23 protein-coding genes are annotated in these 21,631 nt (G+C 54.2%); 7 read left to right on the forward strand and 16 right to left on the reverse strand.

Features of this window, described 5'->3' with window-relative positions:
• Window positions 1-17 precede the first annotated feature (17 nt).
• Window positions 18-833, forward strand: coding sequence for an ABC transporter substrate-binding protein (locus KP814_RS26695; protein ID WP_216739640.1), 816 nt, complete (start codon window positions 18-20; stop codon window positions 831-833).
• 1 nt (window position 834) lies between these two features.
• Window positions 835-1,701 carry an ABC transporter substrate-binding protein gene (locus KP814_RS26700; RefSeq protein WP_216739641.1) on the forward strand — a complete coding sequence of 289 codons (867 nt, stop codon included), beginning with the start codon at window positions 835-837 and terminating at the stop codon, window positions 1,699-1,701.
• Here KP814_RS26700 and KP814_RS26705 read toward each other — a convergent pair.
• The 4 genes from KP814_RS26705 to KP814_RS26720 form a co-directional block, all read right to left on the reverse strand.
• Window positions 1,698-2,927, reverse strand: a complete 1,230-nt coding sequence (locus KP814_RS26705; protein WP_216739642.1) for a hypothetical protein — start codon at window positions 2,925-2,927, stop codon at window positions 1,698-1,700. The genes KP814_RS26700 and KP814_RS26705 overlap by 4 nt on opposite strands.
• A 139-nt stretch (window positions 2,928-3,066) precedes the next feature.
• Window positions 3,067-3,465 carry a GFA family protein gene (locus KP814_RS26710; protein WP_216739643.1) on the reverse strand — a complete coding sequence of 133 codons (399 nt, stop codon included), beginning with the start codon at window positions 3,463-3,465 and terminating at the stop codon, window positions 3,067-3,069.
• A 19-nt stretch (window positions 3,466-3,484) separates the two neighbouring features.
• A complete protein-coding gene (locus tag KP814_RS26715; protein WP_216739644.1) occupies window positions 3,485-4,576 on the reverse strand; it encodes a S9 family peptidase in 1,092 nt (363 codons plus the stop codon).
• Between the two features lie 62 nt (window positions 4,577-4,638).
• Complete coding sequence (locus tag KP814_RS26720) at window positions 4,639-5,931, reverse strand: HAMP domain-containing sensor histidine kinase (RefSeq protein ID WP_216739645.1); 1,293 nt, start codon at window positions 5,929-5,931, stop codon at window positions 4,639-4,641.
• 243 nt (window positions 5,932-6,174) lie between these two features.
• Here KP814_RS26720 and KP814_RS26725 point away from each other — a divergent pair, with 243 nt between their 5' ends.
• Window positions 6,175-6,771, forward strand: coding sequence for an isochorismatase family protein (locus KP814_RS26725; protein ID WP_216739646.1), 597 nt, complete (start codon window positions 6,175-6,177; stop codon window positions 6,769-6,771).
• 12 nt (window positions 6,772-6,783) lie between these two features.
• On the opposite strand, the gene KP814_RS26730 is transcribed toward KP814_RS26725, so the two are convergent.
• The gene (locus KP814_RS26730) at window positions 6,784-7,500 is read right to left on the reverse strand and encodes a DUF4279 domain-containing protein (protein ID WP_216739647.1); all 717 of its coding nucleotides are present in this window, start codon (window positions 7,498-7,500) and stop codon (window positions 6,784-6,786) included.
• Between the two features lie 221 nt (window positions 7,501-7,721).
• Between KP814_RS26730 and KP814_RS26735 the strand changes: the two genes are divergently transcribed.
• Entirely contained in the window at window positions 7,722-8,366 is a 645-nt protein-coding gene (locus KP814_RS26735; RefSeq protein WP_216739648.1) for a putative adhesin, read from the forward strand.
• A gap of 35 nt (window positions 8,367-8,401) precedes the next feature.
• Here KP814_RS26735 and KP814_RS26740 read toward each other — a convergent pair whose 3' ends face one another.
• From KP814_RS26740 to KP814_RS26775, 8 genes are all read right to left on the reverse strand, one after another.
• Window positions 8,402-9,073 (reverse strand): response regulator transcription factor, encoded by a 672-nt coding sequence (locus KP814_RS26740; RefSeq protein ID WP_216739649.1) that lies wholly within the window; start codon window positions 9,071-9,073, stop codon window positions 8,402-8,404.
• Window positions 9,054-9,926: a sterol desaturase family protein gene (locus tag KP814_RS26745; protein WP_253938658.1), complete on the reverse strand. Its 873-nt coding sequence runs from the start codon at window positions 9,924-9,926 to the stop codon at window positions 9,054-9,056. Before KP814_RS26745 ends, KP814_RS26740 begins: the two co-directional genes overlap by 20 nt.
• A 92-nt stretch (window positions 9,927-10,018) precedes the next feature.
• Entirely contained in the window at window positions 10,019-10,576 is a 558-nt protein-coding gene (locus tag KP814_RS26750) for a hypothetical protein (protein ID WP_216739650.1), read from the reverse strand.
• Window positions 10,577-10,610: 34 nt separating this feature from the next.
• Window positions 10,611-11,153, reverse strand: coding sequence for a DUF4166 domain-containing protein (locus KP814_RS26755; RefSeq protein ID WP_216739651.1), 543 nt, complete (start codon window positions 11,151-11,153; stop codon window positions 10,611-10,613).
• A 5-nt stretch (window positions 11,154-11,158) separates the two neighbouring features.
• A complete protein-coding gene (locus KP814_RS26760) occupies window positions 11,159-11,746 on the reverse strand; it encodes a DUF99 family protein (RefSeq protein WP_216739652.1) in 588 nt (195 codons plus the stop codon).
• 21 nt (window positions 11,747-11,767) lie between these two features.
• Window positions 11,768-13,471 carry a nucleotidyl transferase AbiEii/AbiGii toxin family protein gene (locus tag KP814_RS26765; RefSeq protein ID WP_216739653.1) on the reverse strand — a complete coding sequence of 568 codons (1,704 nt, stop codon included), beginning with the start codon at window positions 13,469-13,471 and terminating at the stop codon, window positions 11,768-11,770.
• Entirely contained in the window at window positions 13,468-14,142 is a 675-nt protein-coding gene (locus KP814_RS26770; RefSeq protein WP_216739654.1) for a hypothetical protein, read from the reverse strand. The genes KP814_RS26765 and KP814_RS26770 overlap by 4 nt, the downstream gene beginning before the upstream one ends.
• A gap of 111 nt (window positions 14,143-14,253) precedes the next feature.
• Window positions 14,254-14,739, reverse strand: coding sequence for an N-acetyltransferase (locus tag KP814_RS26775; protein ID WP_216739655.1), 486 nt, complete (start codon window positions 14,737-14,739; stop codon window positions 14,254-14,256).
• A gap of 370 nt (window positions 14,740-15,109) precedes the next feature.
• On the opposite strand from KP814_RS26775, the gene KP814_RS26780 reads away from it, so the two are divergent.
• On the forward strand, window positions 15,110-16,945 hold the full coding sequence (locus KP814_RS26780; RefSeq protein WP_216739656.1) for a pre-peptidase C-terminal domain-containing protein: 1,836 nt from the start codon (window positions 15,110-15,112) through the stop codon (window positions 16,943-16,945).
• Between the two features lie 96 nt (window positions 16,946-17,041).
• Here the strand turns inward: KP814_RS26780 and KP814_RS26785 are convergent, their stop codons facing one another.
• Window positions 17,042-17,704 carry an O-methyltransferase gene (locus KP814_RS26785; RefSeq protein ID WP_127971936.1) on the reverse strand — a complete coding sequence of 221 codons (663 nt, stop codon included), beginning with the start codon at window positions 17,702-17,704 and terminating at the stop codon, window positions 17,042-17,044.
• Between the two features lie 179 nt (window positions 17,705-17,883).
• On the opposite strand from KP814_RS26785, the gene KP814_RS26790 reads away from it, so the two are divergent.
• Window positions 17,884-19,344 (forward strand): NAD(P)/FAD-dependent oxidoreductase, encoded by a 1,461-nt coding sequence (locus KP814_RS26790; RefSeq protein ID WP_216739657.1) that lies wholly within the window; start codon window positions 17,884-17,886, stop codon window positions 19,342-19,344.
• 6 nt (window positions 19,345-19,350) lie between these two features.
• On the opposite strand, the gene KP814_RS26795 is transcribed toward KP814_RS26790, so the two are convergent.
• Both KP814_RS26795 and KP814_RS26800 read right to left on the reverse strand, forming a co-directional pair.
• On the reverse strand, window positions 19,351-20,331 hold the full coding sequence (locus tag KP814_RS26795; protein ID WP_216739658.1) for an NADPH:quinone oxidoreductase family protein: 981 nt from the start codon (window positions 20,329-20,331) through the stop codon (window positions 19,351-19,353).
• Between the two features lie 197 nt (window positions 20,332-20,528).
• On the reverse strand, window positions 20,529-20,666 hold the full coding sequence (locus tag KP814_RS26800; RefSeq protein ID WP_216739659.1) for a hypothetical protein: 138 nt from the start codon (window positions 20,664-20,666) through the stop codon (window positions 20,529-20,531).
• Between the two features lie 255 nt (window positions 20,667-20,921).
• Here KP814_RS26800 and pdsR point away from each other — a divergent pair, with 255 nt between their 5' ends.
• Window positions 20,922-21,623, forward strand: coding sequence for a proteobacterial dedicated sortase system response regulator (gene pdsR / locus KP814_RS26805; protein ID WP_127971942.1), 702 nt, complete (start codon window positions 20,922-20,924; stop codon window positions 21,621-21,623).
• Window positions 21,624-21,631 lie beyond the last annotated feature (8 nt).

Below are 21,631 nucleotides of genomic sequence, written 5' to 3' on the forward strand. Positions count from 1 at the left end.
AGAGACTTCAACTATACATGCGGCGCCGATTTACCCGGTTTGTACTTGCGCTGTTATGGCTGCTTATCGTTCAGGACGTCTATGCGGCGGAGACGGAGCTGTCCTTCGTGAGGATTTGCGACGACGCAGGAGAATGGCCGCCCTATACATTTTATCGAGTGGAGAACGGTAAGAAGGAGATTGCCGGTTACGCAGTGGATGTGGCGCGGGAGATTTTGGAAAGCAACCATATCAAGTATTCCATTGAACTTCCTTCCTGGAAGCGCTGTTTGCTGGAAGTCAGAAAAGCGCGGCAATTCGACATGCTGCTCAATGCGTCCTATACCGAGGAGCGCAGCAAGCAGTACCTGTACTCCCTTCCCTATTATTGGACGCACCTTTACTTTTTTTACCTGCAACAGCGATTTCCCGATGGCCTGGGCGAAATGGAAAAAAGGCTGCTGGACACTTACGTCATCGGCGGACTCTCCGGCTACAATTACACCTATCTGGAACACCCTGGCGACTCAATGGATACTGACTCCGTAACCTATGACCACCTTTTCCTGAAGTTGCGTAGCGGTAAAGTAGACCTGATTACCGCCGATTACGAAATCATGCAGGGCTTCGCCCATAAAGGTCTGGATTTGATCGCCACGCCGGGGATGCAGTACACCCCTATACCCAACTCTCCTCCGCAGGGCTATCACATGATGTTTCCCCGCACTCCAGAGGGAGAATATCTCAAGGCGCTGATGGACACAGGCATCACCAAAATGCAGAAAGATGGACGCTTACAAGAGATTCTGGACAGCTATATCAGCCCGACCGAGCAGGTCAGGAGCGACCCCTGACATGGCGATACGCCTCCTCGTCGGATGCTGGAGCGAAAAATGGAAAAAAGCGGGTCGATGTTGTCGCCACTGGGCCGCCGTTAGCGTCATCGCGCTCACGCTATCGTCGTCCGCCGCCCTCACCTTCGCCGCCGGCGTCACCGTCCGTCTGGCCAATGGCGAGTGGCCTCCCTATCAATCGAAAACGCTCAAGCATGATGGCGTGGCCAGCCATATTGTTACGGAAGCTTTCGGCATCGTAGGCGTGAACGTGCAATACGTCTTCTTTGACTCCTGGAAGCGCGCCTATGCGGAAGCGTTGTCGGGAAATCTGGACGGCAGCCTGCTTTGGAGTCCCTCCGTCGACCGGGAAGCGCAGTTTTACTTCAGCCAGCCGGTGGTTATGGGCGAGTCGGTGTTTTTTCACCGCGTGGATTCGGATTTCACCTGGAGCAGCTTCACCGACCTGAAGCACTACCGGGTTGGCGGCACCCTGGGTTACTCCTACCAGTTTGAAGGCACGGAAGGGGTGCAAATTGAACGAGTGTCCAGCGATGAGATTAATTTCACCAAACTACTGCGTAAAAGAATTGACGTCTTTCCGTCCGACAAAGACGCAGGCTATGCCTTGCTATATGAGCTGTTCCCGCCGGAAGACGTAGCGCAGCTGACCATTTCTCCCCATGTTTACAACAGCACCACCTATCATCTGATACTGACACGCGCCCTGCCGGTGAACAAGGAGCGCGTCAAACAATTCAATGAAGGTCTGCGACAACTGAAAGAAAGCGGTCTGCTCGACCGCTATCTGGAAGACTCGCGGCGCGGCGCCTATCGACTGCCGCAAGCCGTCAGCGAAGAAGAGAGCGAAAAAGCCGCCTCGCCTTAACTGAAATCGTGGTGAATAACTTCCGAATCCACCGGCTGGCCGTTTTCATCGAATTTGAAGATTTCTTCATACATCAGCGTCTTCTCGCCAGGTCTGCCAAAACTCATCTTTTTGATAGGGCGTCCTTCCGCGTCAAACACCATACATTCAGACACCACCTGCACGCCTTTCAACGTATAGACAGAGCTGTGCAACTTGGACTGCCCGGCCTCCAGTGGAACCGCAGCAGTTGATTCCTGTGACAACGGCTCGTATAGCACAACGTAATGGGTCGCTCTCAGGCCATCCAGAGAAATGGCTTCCTTACTGGCGTGAATCCGGCGCAGATAGGCATGCAACGTTTGTTGATGCAGTTTCTGCGGCACATTGATGATTTCTGTATGGGCGATGCCCCGCGCCGCGATCAGCTCGCTCATCGCCAACGTCTGATCGTTATGGAACCAGTGACGTCGATAGTCGGAATGCTCCATGATTTGATCATGCTCAATGGGAACGCCTTCGAGATCGACAAAGGCGACCAGCTCCGGGGTAACGAAACGCAGGACTTCTTCCAGTTGCGCCTGACAGTCCACCGGAAAAATAACCTGCCCTTCCTCATCCCAATCATCGTCCTCATCTTCAAGAGAGCGCATGGCCTGAATACCTTGCTCGGAAAGCTCCACAAAGGAAAACGGGCCGCTAAAGCCATATTTCTCATCAAACCCCAGCAAGGGATACTCTATGCCCAGTATGTCTTTATCTTGATTGAAGAAAACATGTTTCACCGGGATAGGGTGGGGGCCGCGATCAGTGACCTCCATACGGAAAGCATTATCAGGGTTCGGTTTGAGCGCCGCTTCGCCAGTTTCCAGATTCACGTCGACCCGGTATTCCGCATGAACCTTATACGCTTCCAATTCGCCGATGGGGATATTGTGAGGGAAGGTTTCATCGGGAATTTCTACTGTGACGACTACGTCAGGGCTGATTTCCGGCCCGTTCTCCAGCGTGGACGCATGCTCCCATATCGCCACCGCTCTGGCGGAGTAATCACCATCATCAGCAGGTCCGAGAATACGAAATACTGTGTTGTGCTCACAGAACATCATGTACTCAGTAACTTCTTCGTCATTGAGCAGAAAGCAGGTGTATTCGGCCCCGGCCGGGATATCGTCGACATCGACAGGCGCGCCTTGATAGAAATAAACAATGGAATGGACGTCTATAGAACTGCTCGAATGGCTCATTGGATACCTGACTGAATTGCAAAGCGGACTTCAGCGCGTCGTTCAATGCAAACGGGACGCGCCGACCAAGCCCGATACCCTACCCCATATCCGCGTTCGGGTCAGCCTCGTGTTAACCCTTTGGCGTCAATTTCGCGTTTCAGGACCTTTGTGCGAAATGCGGGATCCCTTCCTGCAACGGATGCCAGGGCGCTTTCGACTCACAATAGATCTGCTTGGAAGGCTTTACGCGGGGATCGTCGTCCAGAACGCCGGCGGCGACGCCAATGTCATCCCGCCCATCGCGGATAAATTGAATATTCGATCCACAGTCGCCACAGAAGGTCCGGCTGACATGGGAGGACGAGCGATAACTACGCAGGCTCTCAACGCCTTCCAACACTACAAAACTGTCCTTGCCGGTCACGATATAGGCGCCAAAGGCTGAACCATGGGCCTTGCGACACAGGCTGCAATGGCAGTAGGTCAGCGCCTTGATTTCACCTTCGATCTGGAATTTCACCGCTCCGCATAAACAAGAGCCCTTAATGTCAGCCATATCCAATCTCCCCGAAATTCTAAGGAACCGTTTTTTTCTCCACGTCCTTCGACGTTGCGGTCACCCAATCACCCAATGCGTCAAGAAAGCCTTCTACAAAGGCGTCTGGCCCCAGTGTTAGAAACATCGCTTCAGCAGATGCCGTCCACTCCGCAGGCGTTTGGAAGTCAAAGTAATTCGCCTTTAACAGACTATGCGTCGCGCCAGGAAACAGCTTCAATTGGTAATCCCGCCAGCTTGAGGATTGAAAAGCGCCGTCTATCGTCTGGATGCTCTCCTGAACATCCACATTACGATCTTTCTCACCGAATAGCCCCAGAAAAGGAACCTTGACGCGGACCAGCCCCGCACTCATGTCAGCCTGCATGTTGCGCATGACGAAGCGGTAGCGTTCAGGGGACATGGGCTCAGTTAATACGCCGGCTGGCGGGGCGCTATTGCGCAGCCACGCCAGATACTGGTCATAGGTGAGATGATTCTGCGAGAGATAGCGGTCCGATTTTTCGCTGAACGCCAGCGCCGTCGCGATTTGTTCTTCGCTGTAGCCCTCGCCAAGCATGCGTTGGCGCTGCAAGTAAAGCGACTGCCTGCGCCAATTGATGGCGACGCCAACCGCCACCATAAAATCGACGTCCGCCCCTCCTCCTGCGCCTTTCGCTAATTCCGACAGCACCCAGCCTCCTTGCGAGAACGCGATGACGCCGACCGCGCTGATATCAACACCTGCCTGCCTTCGCAGCGCAGCTATGCCCGCTTTCACTTCATCCGCTCGCTCCGGCATGCTTTGCGACAGCCAATCGCCGCTGGACTCGCCAACGCCCTGTTTATCCCAACTCAGGCAAGCCACGCCGCGCTCCAGCAGGCGGTTCATGATAGCCACGTAGCCGCCATTGGCGAAACGGTCCACCGGGCCATCGCCATGCACAAACGCGAGCACAGGAAAGGGGCCGTCTCCTTCCGGCGTCAGCAGGGTCGCGCCCAGCTGCTCGCCGCCATAGGAAAAAGTAAAATCGCTTCTTTGCGCATATTTCAGACTATGTTGGTCCAATATCCCCAATACCGCCACAGCGACCAAAACAAACGCAACCAGCAGACCCGCCACAACTTTCATCTTCTCTCCCTAACCTAGTGTGAAGTCCGCTACATTAAATCCGGCGCGACCTTAAGATCGTCTTAAGAGTGCGATGTCGGAGACCAAATCACGTTTACTTGCACCCCATCCCCTGTCAGGTCGACAGAAAAACGCCATTGCAGCTTGTCGCAGATGCGCCGCACCAACTCCAACCCCAGACCAAACCCTTCTACATTGGCGTCGGCGTCTTCAGGATTAATCGGATTCGTCAGGCGCAGCCCCTCGGAGTCTGTGATCACGACAATCTCACCCTCGGAGGAATGCTGGAAGGCGTTGCGAACAAGATTCGCCGAAACGATGTGCAACAGGCTTTTTTCAATTTTGATGACGCCGGAATCCAGCTCCAGCCTCACCGCCACATTTCCTCCTGTCAGCAAATATCGGTGGTCCTCAATGATCGCCTGGAAAAACGTATCCAGAGTCACCCGTTCTTTCTTTAACGCTTGCGGGGACTCCCGCGCCAGCCATAGCAGCGCACTGGACAGCAGCGCCATGTTCGCCCCCGCCAGTTGCGCTCGCCGCAGCGACGCCTTACCCGCCTCGCCGGTTTGCAATTCCAAGGTGTCCAGGCTGGCCTGGATAATCGCCAGAGGGGTTCTCATCTCGTGGCTGGCGTGCTTCAGAAACTGTTTTTCGCGTTCATTGAAGGCCTCTATACGGGCGACGCCCTCTTGCATTCGCTGCGCCAGCTGATTGAGTTCTTCGATTTCAAAATGCGGCGCATCCACTCGCGCCCGGGTTCCCAGGGTTTGCGCCCAGGCGCTGAGAGTGGCGATGGGCTGGGTCGCCCGTCGGATCAGCCAGAAAAACAGTGCAAACAGTAAACCGAACACCGCCAGGGTGGTGAGCAATGAATGCATCAATGCGGCGCTGAAAAACTCCTCTCCCAGCGTTTCAATATCCGCGCGGTTATGGCGACTTAATAAATACCGGCGCTCTCCCGTTTCAGTCTGAAACGGCAGCAAATATAAAAACGCCTCTTCTCCTGCATTTTTAACCACCGCTTCCAGTACTTCGCCATCGCGGGCCGGTTCAGAGCCAAATTGCGATCGTACTTGCTCTGGCACCGCCGCCCAGCTTTGATAGAGACTCAAATACCCATCACTCGTTTGCTGAGCGCCTCCCTCTCGCAGGGACTGCCGCAACAGAGCCTGCGCCTCCAGTTTCATCAGCGTATCGCCTGCCCAGTCCATATTGTTCCAGGAAGAGATAAAAGCCAGAGTGAGGCACCCCAAAAGCAACCCGGCTCCCATCCAGCGCAATTGATCCCTGAGACTTCGAGCCAATGTCCTGGCGCGAGCGCGAGGTCTTTCCCTGTTTGAGTTAAACATCATGTCATTCTCTGGAGACTATATTGCTTCAAACAATACCTGTTAATCATTCTCATTATTAATAAGCCAAAGAGATCAGGTATTTATACCTATTTTTTGAGGTGTTATCCAATTATTTGACGCCTTTGCAAATAAGTCGACGTCAAACCCAACTGAACACCGACAACTCTAATAATTATTTAAACTGAACATCATCCCGTTTCGACCAATCAGAATCATAATCCACCAAGGAACAAGGATACTATAATGACCATTATCAACACCATTTCTTTACATGAAGCCATGAACAATGAAGTTAAAAAAGGCAGGAAGAAACTCGCATTATTTGTCATAGATGAACAAGGAGGACAGGCGCCCAGGAATCATGCCTCACTATTGGCGACCATAACTAAAGCGCAAACTTTGCGCATGCCCATTTACTTAATAGAAATTGATCACGCGGCGCTCGGACAAGGAGCGCAACCTATCGTCATTGGCGGAGCTCCGCCGGTGGGAGTAAGAACATGGAGAGACTATTGCGTGCGTGGCGCTACAGTGGTTAAGAAGCCGCACATTAGTATGTTCAACCCCGAAACAAATCTGGATATCGCAGCTGAAATCAAAAGACAGAATATTACTGGGGCCGTTATTATCGGAACGCAAACAAATCAATGTGTAAAAGTAAATGCCGTAGGCGGCTATGTGGACAGGCTTAACACAAAGAAATTTGATGGACTAAATAAACTTTGTAAGGTTTATACATCCGGCGCAGTATTGAGAGGTACGGAGGAAGCCACTTGGAAAAATGAACCTAATGTTTTCTATTACAATCATTTGGAAGTAGCTCCCCGCCCTCATCGATAGGCTTCGCTCCTATCACCGCATCAGCTCCAACGCGTCAGCCCCGAACCTTGCAGAAATACGGCTGACGCCTAGACGCTCAGGGTCCGGCCAATCCGGACCCGACGCATGTATATCAATCTCCAGACCGGCTCCTATTTCCCCCAGCAAAGCCATCTGCTCCGCTGACAGAGATACCCCTCCCATCCAGTCTTTGTAGCCGTCATACCACACCATGATCCTAATATTCGCCGACTCTCCGAGAGTGCGTAGACTTTCTCTGTTTTCACCGATGACGGATATTAATTTATCCAGCTTTTGCTCCAGGGAAGCCGGAGTGTCTTTATCCAATTCAAACGCCCATCCATGTTGACGATAGACGGAATTTACAGATTTATTTCGTTTCTCCCCTTGCAAATAACTTTGCGTTGGGTTTAGCCCAACAAAAGAGGATATTTTGTCAGGTGTTATCGAGGAGGATTGAATGATTAATCTTACCCTGACATGAGGCTCAATATATGCCCAATTAACTCGCCATTGCTCAGCCTCCTGCTTCAAGGCAAGCACAAAATAATAAGATTCATCTACTAAAGAATAATAGACATTACAGCAGTCCATTTGCGCATTCATATCTATTCTTATTGGCTTCGGCGCAACTTTATGACTGGCTAAAACCTGGTCAGTAACGCCCAAGGAAGGCGTATCTATTTCCGCGGCCGCGATACCGACAATAAGTTCATTCAAATCCTGCACTGAACCTCCAATATGAGCATGGTCGCCGCCGGCTTTTTTTGTTTAAAGCGTCGTTCAAAGGAAATCCCCTTTATGGAACTTTTTTAGGATCTGATTATCAAATCCATTAAGCATACTAATTATGCAAAGGACACTGCAGATTTTATTGTTACATGCCAACAACAGACGGTTTTTAACATTCATCTTTATAATGCTTTCTCAACGACACTTCAGGACTATATATGGCGAAGAAAATCCCATTAGGCGACAAACTGTATTTATTCACTGACGCCACCGGCATGATAGCGGAAAACCTGCTTATCACCTCCCATGGGGGCTATATTTCCCGCCCTGATTTCGGCAAGCAGACTGGCTGGGCGCGCAACATTCCCGGCCTGGGAGGCTGGATCAGCGTGCCGGAATGGACCCAGCTTTATTTCTACGGCCCCCACACTCAAGCATTGCTGGACCCGGGCCTGAGTTCCGTCATCAGCGGTAAAACCAGGTTTTTGCAACATCTGCACCCCAATACAAAAGTCAGAAATTACAGCCTGAGCAAATACCAGGGGGATGATACCGGAGAGACCTACGACAGCATCAGTCGGGATATAGACAGCAACCGCACATTCATCACTTTACGCCAGGATGCCCTGAACAGCGGCGACGCGCGAATGATGGCGGAAGTGCAGCGCCTCTGTCCCAACCCGTTCCCCAAGTTTGACGTACTGACCGTACGCAATCGAAAACTGATGGGCGGCGTCAATCTCAAGCACGCTCTCGACATGCTCGCCAGCAACGGTTATCGCTACAACAAGATTCACTGCGTATTCTGCCGTTCAAGAATGATCGGACCAAGCGGCAGTTGGGACGCCCGCAACAACCCTTGATCAGTTCCCGACTATGATGCGCCGAGCAGGGATGCTCAGGCGCCGTCTTCCCGAATGCATACGCCGACGCCGACAACGGTATGTATCAACGCCTGCGCAAAGGGCTTATCCACGGCTTTACGTAGCTGATGAAGCTGGACGTTGAAATTGCCCGGATCGACGTCTTCACCGGGCCAGGCGGCGGCTTCCAGCTGCTCTCGGGAAACGACGTCAGGACTGCGTCGCATCAGCGTCACCAACAGCCTCCAGCCGGTTGGCGTCAGTTTTAGCTCCCGCCCTTCTCGGGTGGCGCGATGTTCCCCCAGGCGCAACTCTAGCGGCCCCACTCGCAATGCCTCACCCTGCTTCGACGCGCGTCTCGCCAGCGCCTGTAAACGCGCCCACAGCAACGGCATCGCACAAGGCTTGGCGACATAGTCGTCAACGCCACTGCGAAACCCCTGCAGTTGTTCTTCATCCGTATCGCAAGCGGTCAGCATCAACACTGGCGTATATATCCCCTGACGCCGCAGTTCCAGGCACAGGTCAAAGCCGTTCATTTTCGGCAACATCAAATCCAGAATGATGGCGTCGAACCGGTCCTGCGCCGCACGCTGCAAACCGACAGCCCCATTGAAGGCGAAGTCGCACTCCGCCTGCTGCAGCTCAAGATAGTCGGCGATGGCCGCCGCCAGGTGACGGTCGTCTTCAATGATCAGTATGCGCATGGGAGTCCGGTTTCCAGCCAGGGGGCTTAATCAAAAACTGTAGCCGATCCCGCCATGACAGCGCGGCTCGGCAATCCGAATATAACGCCGCCGCCTCATGAAACACCACTACAAAGGGGTTGCGGGACGCCAATGGCTCAGTCAAACCATAACGCACCGGCGAGATCTCAGCCTGATAAGTCCCGAACAGGCGATCCCAAAGCATCAGCACGCCGCCGAAGTTTTTGTCCAGATAGGGATGATGAGAGCCATGATGGACCCGGTGCGCAGACGGCGTATTGAAGACCCGATCCAGCCAGCCCAGCGTTCCCACTTTTTCCGTATGAACCCAGGATTGGTAAGCCACAACAGCCAAAAACGCCACCATCGTCTGCGCCAAGTCAAACCCGAGCAACATCATGGGAACCAGAAAGATCCACTCTACCGGGCCCTCCAGCCAGGAAAGCCGCAAGGATGTACTGAAGTCAAAGCGCTCCGAAGAATGATGCACGCTATGAATGGTCCAGAAAATCCTGACCTTGTGTTCGATTCGGTGCATCCAATAGTAACTCAAGTCCGCCGCCAGAAGCGCCAGCGCCCAGGTCCAGCCATTTATCGGAATACGCCACAAAGCCAGAGGCTCCACCAGCCAAAGCGCAATCAGAAAGACCGCGCCATACAACGTTCTCTCCAACAGAGTATTACCGATGGCGACAGCGATATTGGCGAGCTTCTCACGTAAAGGTCCCCATCGCTTTCGCGCCATATCCCAGCACACGCCCGCCGCCACGACGCACAGCGCGGCAAGCAAACTCAAGTCAATCAATTCCAGCCAGACACCCACCGCATCAAAACGCGCCTGCAAATTCTCCATTCTCACCTCCCACAGCGATATTCTCCGCCACAGCCCATGCTGCGACCGGTCTCATTGCGGGAGAGCTTAAAAAAGGCGTGATTAAGAGCGTATTAAGACAGCAGGTAGTGACGTATCAGCGCCGCGTGAGACAGAGGCTTACGTGGGTCGTCGATATCGGTGTTGGTCTCATAATCCAACAAAACTAACCCCTTACTCTGGGCCAGCAGATCTGACAATTGACTCAGCTCCGCCTGCAACCTGTGGGTCAGCACCCATTGATACGCTGGCAGATAGATCTCCTTTCTCGCCTCAATATAGGGAAGCAACTCTCCTGCAGGTCCCTTTCGGTGTCCCAACACGCGACCGTAACGTCTGACGGTGCGCTTGATGCCTTTCATATCTCTGATATCAAAGCGAGTTGGATCAATATCCTGGCCTTCGAACACCTTCAAGCCCTGCCAGATTCCTTCCACGGATTGGGCGGACTCGGATGAAAACGGGATGGGTAGCCCGCCATGAGGATAGAAAGGGGAAAACTTCACCCAGGGCTCCGGGGCTTTTGAGGTAACGTCGATGATGGCGTAACCCGGATATTCCTTCTCCAGGGTTTGTCGCTTTTTTCTTCTGCTGGCGATGACTATCGCGCCGGTAGTTGTCTCTGCTTGCATAACGCCTCTTGGGGATTTCTCTGGTTTGCGTGTGTCAGCCCAGACGCAGGTCTCCAGAATAGCTCATTAGTTTTCCCAACACGGGAAGGCTCAGGATCACGGCAAACCGGTACTGGTCGCCCACTATGGTTTTATAGGCGTCCGTCCGTGGAACCAGCCATAAAGGCAAAGGGATGCCGCGCACTTTGCAGCGTTGCGGGACCCAGCGCCAGCCGCCATCGCGAATATCCACGCCCAAATGCAGCTCTACGCCGCCGGTGGATTCACTCCAGTAACCGTCAGGAAACGCGCCATGAGGGCGAAACAGCGAGCGCATCTGTGCGCCGGACTCAAAGGTGCGACTCCACACTAACGCATCGCCCGTATGGCGGATTTCAACACAAAAACCGACCATTCCTGTCGTCTGCGGGGCGCCGGTCTTCGCCGCGATACGACGTCCAATCCAACCCGCTATCCCCGGCCCGTATTCAACCTGCACTCGTCCAGTCAGCGTTCCTCCCTCGCGGTGCAGTTGTTGCAGCAGTGGGTGTAGGAGCGAGAATGCGTCACCGAACCATTGCGTCACAGCATTGTTCATTGGCTTCAGGCCCTCCGACCGCTTTCGCCGKTTATCACCGCCGAGCCGATAATATGCGCCAGCCTCAAAGCCTCCGGCACTCGGCCTTTGGTGGTCAGTCGCGCCAGGGCTTGGCTGGCGGTTTCTGGGTCGCAACCCGCCACCTGATAGTGACAGAAGTCGTTATTAAAAATGGTTCCCGCTGCACGAATCAGGTCGCGTCGCCGTTCATAGTCGTCAAAGTTGCGTAGCGCCTTGTCTATAGCCGGTAGATCTGGGTGCTTGCGCATGACCGCGATGCAGGGACGCTGCACGCTTTCGCATAACCTCGGCAGATCAATGACATTGAATCCGCCGATGGCCACGCCATCCGTCAGCACGACGCCGACCTGATCATAAAACTTGCTATTCATCAGCATAGCGATCAGGCAGTCCGTCGCGTCATCGCCGTCTTTGGTCGCCGTTCCCCAGAGCATGCCTTCAAATTCACCATCTGCGCAGATGATTCCCGCCACGTTGACGGGCAATCCTCTCCGCCGCGCAAAAGGCGCATCGTCAAATCCGGCGACGCGAATGCGACGATTGCCTTTCACCAATTGATCCAATGATTTCATTACGCCGTTTCCAAACTGCGGTTAATCCGTCTCGCCATTTTCAGTTTTACTCGTCTCCTGAGCGCTCTCTTCATTCTCCCGCCCTTTCTCCATTGTTTCTTCGAAAAACACCGGCAGATAAGGATGCCAATTCCATAGCGCAGGACGTCCGCTGTTTTCTGGAAGATAGGCCCCATCGGTTTTACCATGACGCACGAATTTACCCAAAAACAGCACCTGCTCTCCCCGCTCCAGACGCCACACAGCGCCTTCCGGTGCGTCCACGCTTCCGTGCGCGCCATTCCCCAATAATCGCAAGGTCTCATCAATAGAACAGGGTTCGCCGATATGGAGGACCTTGGCGGGAGTAAACCCAGCCTGCGTCACTCGTCGCCTGAAAACCGCATAGGGCGCACGTCGATTGTCCGCGGTGAAAATATCAAAGGCCGCAAAGGGTTCATGCGCCAGCCGGTAACGGGTTCCATGCACGAGGGCCAACCATTCGCCGACCAACCTCTCACCAGGCTCCAACACATCAAGAAAACGAGACTGATGCTCTTCCACCCATTCCGCCCACAGTCTTCGCGCCGGATTGGGAGACTCATCCGCCAGATCGCCATCTCGTCCCAGCGCCAGAACCCGGTCATCCGTTCGCAATGCCGCCACGCAGGAGCCATCCAGCTTTTCTTGCACGATAACCACATCGTCAGGGTAGCGTTGTCGAGAGGTCAACATCTCCGCCTTATTGGCGTCGATGTGTTTGTCCGCAGGGCCAGTGCGCGACCCCGGCAGATGGGGAATGGAGGTATAGGCCTTGTACGGCAACAGCTTGCGTTTCTGCTGCAGGGTGCGCAGCTTTTGGCGCGCGGCTTCCGAACCGTCTTCCTTCAACAGCTTCACGCGATAGGTGATCACCTCAGACTGGGTCAGCAAGGTTCCATCATTCTGCAACGGCAATATGGGGTTGAGATATGCTCGCAGCCAGTCCAACACCAACTCCATCGGTTCAATTTTCTGATGCGGATACTCCGACATCAAGTTGCGCCAGTTTCTGCGGGATTTTTTGCTGCGGCCGAAATCGCCGTATAGCAGACGACGAAGGATCGCCAGCGGGTCCATGCGGCTTTCAAAGGCGACCAGAATCGCTTCTCGCAGCCGCATGGGGTCCAGTGAATTGTGTTTGCAGAACAGATACAGGTCCCACAACGTCTTCGACATCCAACCGCCGTTCATATGCTCAAACAGCCCATGCAACTTCCAGGCGGCGGCGATCTCAACAGCGACAGCGGGTACAGCGATCATTGCGCCGTCCTCCAGCACGGAGGGTAGCTCAACCATTCGGGGTGGAATCGTCAACGGATCGCCGACAGCGATATCCACCTGCAGCAGCCCTTCGACATCGTAAACCACATAGCCACAGGTGAAGCGAATACCGGGAGAAATACTGTCCTGCCAGATTGGGTTGACCTGCATAGCATCCGAGTTAAAGCGGCAGGGCGAGGCGTCCGTCTGCGTCATGAGCTGGCGTATCAAAGCAGTGAAATAGTCCGGGGCGTAATCCCCCAGATACAATAAATCCAAGTCCTTACAGGCTCGCGGCTGCGGCCCGCTCCAACAGCGCGAGACGTAACTGCCTCGCACGACGAAGCGATCAGCCTGCGCCAGACTGTATAAACGCGCCAACAACGTTTCAATAGCGATCAGCGTTCGCGTTTCTTCCGTCAAAACCTTCGGCGTCTCCGTCATGGGCGCGTTCCTGTGTCGACCCCATCCCAACCGGCGTCAAGCCCTATGTTGCTGTCATAGATATTGAACTCGCGAATGTCCTTCACAATCTCTACGCCATTGTCCGCTAAAAATGTACGCAAAGCCTCCAGCACCTCGCCCGCCTTCCCCAACCCTCCGCGTATGCGTTGAGTGACGAACTGCTCCCGATGCTCCTCATCGCGCCAAAATGCATTGGAGGAAAGACGCCCGCGATACGCGCGCACCTTTGCACGCAAGACGGTTAAGTCATAATCCGCCGGCAACCTGAGCTTCAGATGATGTTCGAAGTAACAATATTCGGGAAATTGCGTCGCCGCTTCGTCATGCTGGGGGATGTTGGCGTTGCTTATCGCCGCCTCGATTTTCAAGCGTTCGACGGAAAATCCCTCACTCGCCATCCCGTCGCACAGCTCCTGAATTTGCTCCCAAACCTTCTCCGGCGCGCCGCTCAAACGCTTGCACAACATGGGTTGCGTACAATGCTCACCAGAGGACAACTGAATAACGATAGCTTTCGCCTCTTTCACCGCGCAAAAGTCGACAAAGCGCTGCAGCGCGACTTGATCGCGAGTGACGACGGTAATGTGGATTTCATACTTTCCGGGAAACGCTTTGAGCGCATCCAACGGCGTGTGGAACCGATACTTCATGAGATAAAAACTGCCTACAGAAAACCCGATGGTACAGATAGCGGACGGATTGATTTCAAATGCGCATCCATCGCGCGATGATTAATTGATGAGATATGTTTGGAGCCGGCCTCAAAACAGGAGGTCAAAGGATACCACAGATATCCCCTCCTCCGTGCGGCGACTCACCACCTTCTGAAACCCGAACCGTTCATACAGGGCGATGGCGGGCGCATTTACTGCGGCGGTGGACACTCGCGCTCCTTTGGGACGTCCAAACTGATCGCGATGAGTAAAAACATGCTCCAGCAAACCGCTGGCGTATCCCCGCCGAAACATATCGGGGGCGACCACCAGACTGTCGATACTCAGCCACTCGCCCTGGCGGTCCAACTCCATCGCCGCAACCAGTCTGGCCTCCCGTCGATATCCCAGGAACTGGGTGGAACTCGCCATGAAGTCAGCGGGGGTTCTAAACAATGGCGAAAACAGCTCTACGCCAATCAAGTCCGCTTCCACCCGGTAAGCGGATTGAAACAGATCAAACAACTCCTGGGCGATACCCGCATCTGTATGCTTCAGACATAAAAATTTCATCTTTTCAGCTTCGCCGTTCATATTTCTTTATCCGATTTTTTGCCTGATTTTTTATCTGACATTACGCCGCTTAACGCAATAATACGCCCCGTACTTTTTGTTCAGGTATTTCAACCGGATTGCCGGATTTTTTTATAAATCCTAGTCTTTATTCCAGTGCAAAAAAAGACGCATCATCCTAACGATAAAATGAACGGCGGAGAGTTTGAAACCATTCCCAACCCGCGTCCCACACTTGCAACTGATCATTTTTTAGTCTTCATTTATAACTGTCTGAGAGTTGTTCTCATTTGAGAAACAGACCGCTCGACTGCGCTTCCTACCGCGCAGCATTTAAACCGGCCAGCCATTCCGAGCCGCGTTCAACTAATTGACTTTAAAGGGAATTTATATGAAAAAGAGTATCGGAACTATCTTCGTCTGCGCGCTTTCAGCACTCCCCCTCCTGGCGCATTCCGACGATAGCAGAGATATCATTTCGGACGAGCAGTTTATCTATTCTTATCAAGAGATGCTGACCTTCGATGTCGCCGCCTACCTGAAACGGAATGCTCCTCATTTACTGGATCAGACCGAAGTCATTACGCACTGGGCCGGTTATAGCACCGTGAGCCCTAAAGTGTTGTTAACCCTGATAGAAATGCAGACTGGCCTGGTAAGCGGCGCACGCACTGCATCCCTGCAACGCCCCCTCGGAGATTTGTCCGAACGGGATGGCTTCAGCGCTCAAGTTGAAGATATCGCCATGCGTCTGGCCAAAGCTTATTACAGCACGGTAAATCAAGAGCAGAAAAGCCTGTCTGTCAGCGGCGAAGACATCGCCACACGCGCGCTCTCCCGCGCCTTGATGAACAACGCCGCAGGCGACGCGGAGGAGTTTGCAACGGTCTACCAGCGCCTGTTCCCGCAAGAGCAGGAAAGCGCGGAACCTCCCGGCGTCAGCCGCTTCTCCGCTTACTCCAAAAAGCTGGTCCCTCCGGAAAACATGCTGCAGCTCCCCTTCCCGATTGATCAAAGCTGGTGGTTCGGCGGCGCGCATACCAACACCGGCAGCGGCAACTATCCGTTGTCTTCCCTGGACATGAACAATGGCGGTGGCTGGGGATCGGATACATCCACTAAATGGGCGGTGGCGTCCGCAGCGGGCACAGCAGTGCGACATTCATCCTGCTTCGTGGAAGTGCTGCACGACGGCGGCTGGTCAACCACTTACTACCACTTGGACAATGTGCAGTTCCAGGACCGCACCGCCGTATCGCAAAACCAGAAACTGGCGAACTACGCCAACAACCGTTCTCAGGCGCTATGCAACGGCGGCAGCTCCACCGGTCCCCATCAGCACTTCAGCCTGAAATATGACGGCGGCTTCTATCACCTGGACGGCGTTTACCTGTCCGGCTACAAGGTGAAAACCGGCCGCTATAGCTATGACGGCGACTGCAATTATTTCTGGATGAGTAAAAACGGTTCGAAATACTGCACCAGCAATAAACTCTACAACCCTGGCACATCCGGTCCCACCGATCCTGATACGCCGGATAAGGAACTGGAAAACGGTCAGGTTCTCAGTAATCTGAGCGCGGACAAAGAGGATAAAGACTACTACGTTCTGAAAGTCGACCCTGGCGCGAGCGATCTGGTGTTCCGCATCTCTGGCGGCAGCGGCGATATGGATATGTTCGTCAAGTTTGGCGAGCGTCCCACCCTCGCTTCCTATGACTGTCGACCTTACAAAACCACCCAGGAAGAAATCTGCACCTTCAACTCGCCCCAGGCGGGCAATTACTATGTCATGCTGCATGCGTTCTCCAGCTATTCCGGCATCACTTTCGAAGCTGGCTATAAAGCTAACTCCGACAGCAGCCAGGAACTGATGAATGGCGAGGCGGTGACGAAGCTTTCCGGCAGCAAGGATGAGATGGACTATTTCTACGTCGACATCCCGGAAAGCGCCCGCAACTTGCGTATTGAAATGTCTGGCGGTCAGGGCGATGCGGACATGCATGTTCGCTTCAGAACGCCCCCGACGTTAAACGAATATGACTGCCGGCCATTCAAAACCACGCAGGTAGAAACCTGTTCCTACAATACGCCGCAGACCGGGGTTTATCATGTGATGTTGCACGCCTTCGATCCTTATTCGGACGTACAGCTGGTGGCCCGTTACGATGATCGGATTCAAGGCAAAGAAGTGGCTGTCGTGCTGACGCAGGCCAGGCAGGAATAATCCCGCGCTCACACCCTAAGCTACGTTAATGAACGCGGGGCTCGATCCGCCAATACGGCTGCGGATCGAGCCCCGCTTGGTCATCTCAATTCGAGATTATTTTTTCCGCGCCAGACTGACGCCATCCGCGATGGGCACCATGGAGTAATCAATACGCTTGTCGCGCATCAGCTTCTCATTCAAAGCGCGAATCGCACAGGTATCGTCGTCCCGTTCCGTGGGATCGGCGACTTTGCCATCCCACAGCACATTGTCGACGGCGATCAACCCGCCTGGGCGCAACAAGCGCAGGCAGGCTTCGTAATAGTTGTCGTAATTGGTTTTATCCGCATCGATAAAAGCGAAGTCGAAAGTGCGCGCGTGGCCCTCATCCAACAGCTTGTTGAGGGTTTCCATCGCAGGAGCCAGACGCAGGTCAATGCGGTCAGTCAGCCCCGCCAGACACCAATAGCGTCTGGCGATACTGGTCCATTCTTCACTGACGTCACAGCAGATGAGTTTGCCGTCTTTGGGCAAGCCTTCAGCGATGCAGATGGAGCTGTATCCGGTAAAGGTGCCCACTTCGATGGCTTTGCGGGCGCCCGTCAGCTTTGTCAGCAAGGTCAGGAACTGCCCCTGCTCTGGCGCAATCTGCATACGCGCCATTTCGTGTCTGTTGGTTTCGTCCCGCAATGCATGCAGCACTTTGCTTTCCCTGACGCCGGTGACTTGCAGGTACTGATAGAGGCTGTCGTTCATATTCAGAGTTTGTTTTGACATATTGTGTGATCTCTTTCAAATCGCCGCCGCGCCGATCACCCCAAAGGGGCTGCCAATTAGCGGGAGACTTACCTATCCTTGAGTTTACCGAGGTCTGTTGAGGTTTCGTCATTCACAGCGAAACCTCAACGGAGCCCAGCGCACACAAAATAACAAAGATATTTCGCAGGGGGTAGCTCATGAGCGAAGCGGCGCGTCTCCAAGTCATCATCATCGGATCTGGCTTTGCGGGACTCTGCATGGGAATACGGCTAAGGCAGGCCGGCATTGAAGACTTTATGATTCTGGAACAAGCCGACGACATTGGCGGGACCTGGCGCGATAACACCTACCCCGGCGCCGGCTGCGATGTTCCCTCCCATCTGTATTCCTTTTCCTTCGCGCCCAATCCGGACTGGAGCCGCATGTTCGCCTCGCAACCGGAAATCTGGGCCTACATGCAACAGTGCGCAGACAAATTTGGCCTGCGGCCCTTTATTCGCCTAAATCAACAAGTCACCCGCGCGGAGTTTGATGAGACCGAGGATCAATGGCGCGTACAAGTAAACGGCGAAGGCTGGTTGCAAGCGCGCTTCCTGGTCTCAGGCGTCGGCGCGCTCAGTCGCCCGGCGCAACCGGAGATACCAGGGCTATCATCCTTTACTGGCAAGCTTTTTCATTCCTCCCGCTGGGACCACAGCTATGACCTGACGGCTAAAAAGGTCGGCGTCATCGGCACAGGCGCCAGCACCATTCAGCTGCTGCCAAATATTGCGCCGCAGGCCACCCATACCACAGTCTTTCAACGCACGCCGCCCTGGATACTGCCCAAGCCGGATCGCATGATCAGTCCAATGGAACGGTCGTTATACCGCCGCTATCCCTTCTTACTGTGGTTCAGTCGTCAGGTGATTTACTGGGTGTTGGAATGGCGTGTCATGGGGTTTGTGCTGCATCCCGGCATCATGAAACTGGTGGAGAAAAAGGCCCTGTCGCACTTGGCGCGTCAAACGCCAGACCCCGCGTTGCGGGCCAAATTAACGCCGCAATACACCCTGGGCTGTAAGCGGGTGTTGATCTCCAATGACTATTATCAGGCGCTGGGGCGCAAGGACGTCACGCTGGAGACCACGCCCATCGACGCCATCACCGCGACTGGCGTCAGAACCCAAGACGGGGTTTACCATGATTTCGACGCCATTATCCTCGCCACTGGTTTCCAGGCGGCGGAAGCCGTCATTCCTTTTGATCTCATCGGGCTCGGCGGCGTCAGCCTCAATCAAGCCTGGGAAGACGGCGCGGAAGCGATGTTGGGCGTCACCATCAGCGGATTCCCCAACTTCTTTATGGTGGTCGGCCCCAACTCCGGCCTCGGTCACAGCTCCATGATCTTTATGATCGAGTCGCAGGTTAATTACATTCTCGACGCCATGAACAAAGCCCGTGAACTGGGAGTTAAACAGATTCACTTGCGCTCCCGCGCGCAAAGACTGTTCAACGAATCGTTGCAACAACGCCTGCAGCGTTCCGTGTGGAAATCCGGCTGCCAGAGCTGGTATCAAACCAAAAGCGGTAAAATCACCACACTCTGGCCCGGCTTTACGGTGGAATATCGTCGCCGCACCCGCAAGGTGAACGAAGCGGACTATGAGTGGCTGTAACGTCGCCTATTCCGCGATTCGCACCACCGCTTTTCCCACCAGCCTGCGCTCCGCCATATCAGAGATGGCCTGCGCCGCCTGCTCGAACGGATACACTTTGCTGACCCGCGGCTGCAGACGATCCTCTTGCATCCACTGGAACATGCGCTGGAAATTCTGCAGATTGTCCTGAGGCTGACGTTGTGTGAAAGCGCCCCAGAAGACACCCACGACCTCGCATCCTTTCAGCAAGGTCAGGTTCGCCGGCAGCTTGGGAATCTCGCCACTGGCGAAACCAACCACCAGATGTCGTCCGCCCCAGGCCATGGAGCGCAGCGCCTTATCCGTCAGAGCGCCGCCGACCGGGTCATAGACCACATCCACGCCGCGCCCCTCCGTCATCGCTTTTATGGCTTCCTTCAAATCCGTTTCGGCGTAATTAATAGTCGCGTCCGCCCCTGCCTCCTGAGCCGCCGCCAGCTTTTCCGCTGAGCTGGCCGCAGCAATCACCTTAGCGCCCATGGCCTTGCCGATTTCCACCGCAGCCAGCCCAACGCCGCCGCCCGCGCCCAGCACCAACAACGTCTCACCGGCCTGTAGTCGGCCGCGCTGAGTCAATGCATGCATGGATGTGCCGTAAGTCATGACAAACCCGGCGGCGACGATATCGTCTACGCCCGCAGGAACTGGAATCAGGTTGGATTCGGGAACCGCTACTTTTTCCGCAAAGCCGCCCCAGCCCGTCAGCCCCATGACGCGGTCGCCGGGTTTTAGCCGCTTCACTTTATCTCCCACTGCACTCACTACGCCGACGACTTCTCCGCCGGGACTAAAGGGCATGGGAGGCTGAAACTGGTATTTCCCCTGAATGATCAGGGTATCGGGAAAATTAAGGCCGGCGGCTCTAACGTCCACCAGAACGTTAGCCCCACTTACTTCGGGCTCGGCAGTGTCTTCAATGACCAGCGTATCCGCCGGTCCATGCTCTTTGCACAGCAGCGCGCGCATGATGTTCCCCTTTATCTGATGAATAGATTCAACAACCGGGGTTTGATTTGCTCATTTTATGATTTTGTCGCCGAGTGAATCGGCGCGGCTCTTGCGGCCTTGGGGAGTATGAATCAGGGACGGAGGTAACTCAACCGCATTGACCTGGGCGCGGTTGAGTTCCAGGAAAGCGTTCGTGCATCTTGTCGCAGTATTAATCAGATAATTTGGTTGTCGATCATGAAGCAAAGGTTTTGTGCGCAGACAATCGCGGCGAAGGTCAGCAGCGCCAAGCCATAACGCATGGCTTTCGATTGTGATGGCGCGTTAGAGGCGTTTTGAAGTTTCTCGCTCATAGCGTATCTCCTCTTGGGTACAGCAGTGATGTTCCGGTTAAGCGACTGCGGGACACTCAGACTGTTTCTGTCAGTTTAGTAACCGTTTTGTTGCAGTCGTTTTACATTTCACTCAAGAATTAAGCGGTTTATCTGCTAAAAAACCGTCAAAGCGTCGATCAAAAAATGACGAATTGTGGCAATGCGCCCCGCTTCTCTTGAGCAGAGAAATTCAGGCGTGCTCTAATAGCGCCATTCTTTGTCGATAGGTGTGAAATGACCCGCAGAATTGCCTTAGTTGAAGACGAGCCTCTGATCCGCGCCAATTACAGTGAGGCGTTGAAGAAACACGGCTATCAGGTGGAAACCTATGATTCCCGTCCCTCCGCCATGGAACGCTTTCGCGTGCAACTGCCGGACCTGGTGATCATTGATGTGGGTCTGGGTTCTGATGTAGAAGGCGGTTTTGAGCTGTGCCGCGAAGTGCGCGGGCTGTCCTCCCAGGTCCCCATTATTTTTCTGACCGCCCGGGACAGCGAGTTCGATCAGATATCTGGACTGCGCCTGGGCGCCGATGATTATCTGACCAAAGACATCAGCATTCCCTATCTGCTCACCCGCATCGTCGCCCTGTTTCGCCGTCTCGACGCCTTGCAGGCCGCCAATCAGAAGCAGGACGAACTCATCACCCGTGGGCAGCTTAAACTCAACATTGACCGTATGCAGGCGTTCTGGAACGATGAGCCCATCATGCTGACGGTCACTGAGTTCTGGATCGTGCACGCGCTGTCACGACACCCTGGGCACGTCAAAAACCGCACTCAATTGATGGACGCCGCCAACGCCGTTCTCGACGACAGCACCATCACCTCGCATATCAAACGCATCCGCAAAAAATTCCAGGCGGTGGACCCGGACTTCCGGGCGATTAACACCGCCTACGGCATGGGATATCGCTGGGATTCGACACAACCTTAGGCTGACGC

The sequence above is a fragment of the Hahella sp. HN01 genome (genome assembly GCF_018986435.1).
Lineage (GTDB): Bacteria > Pseudomonadota > Gammaproteobacteria > Pseudomonadales > Oleiphilaceae > Hahella.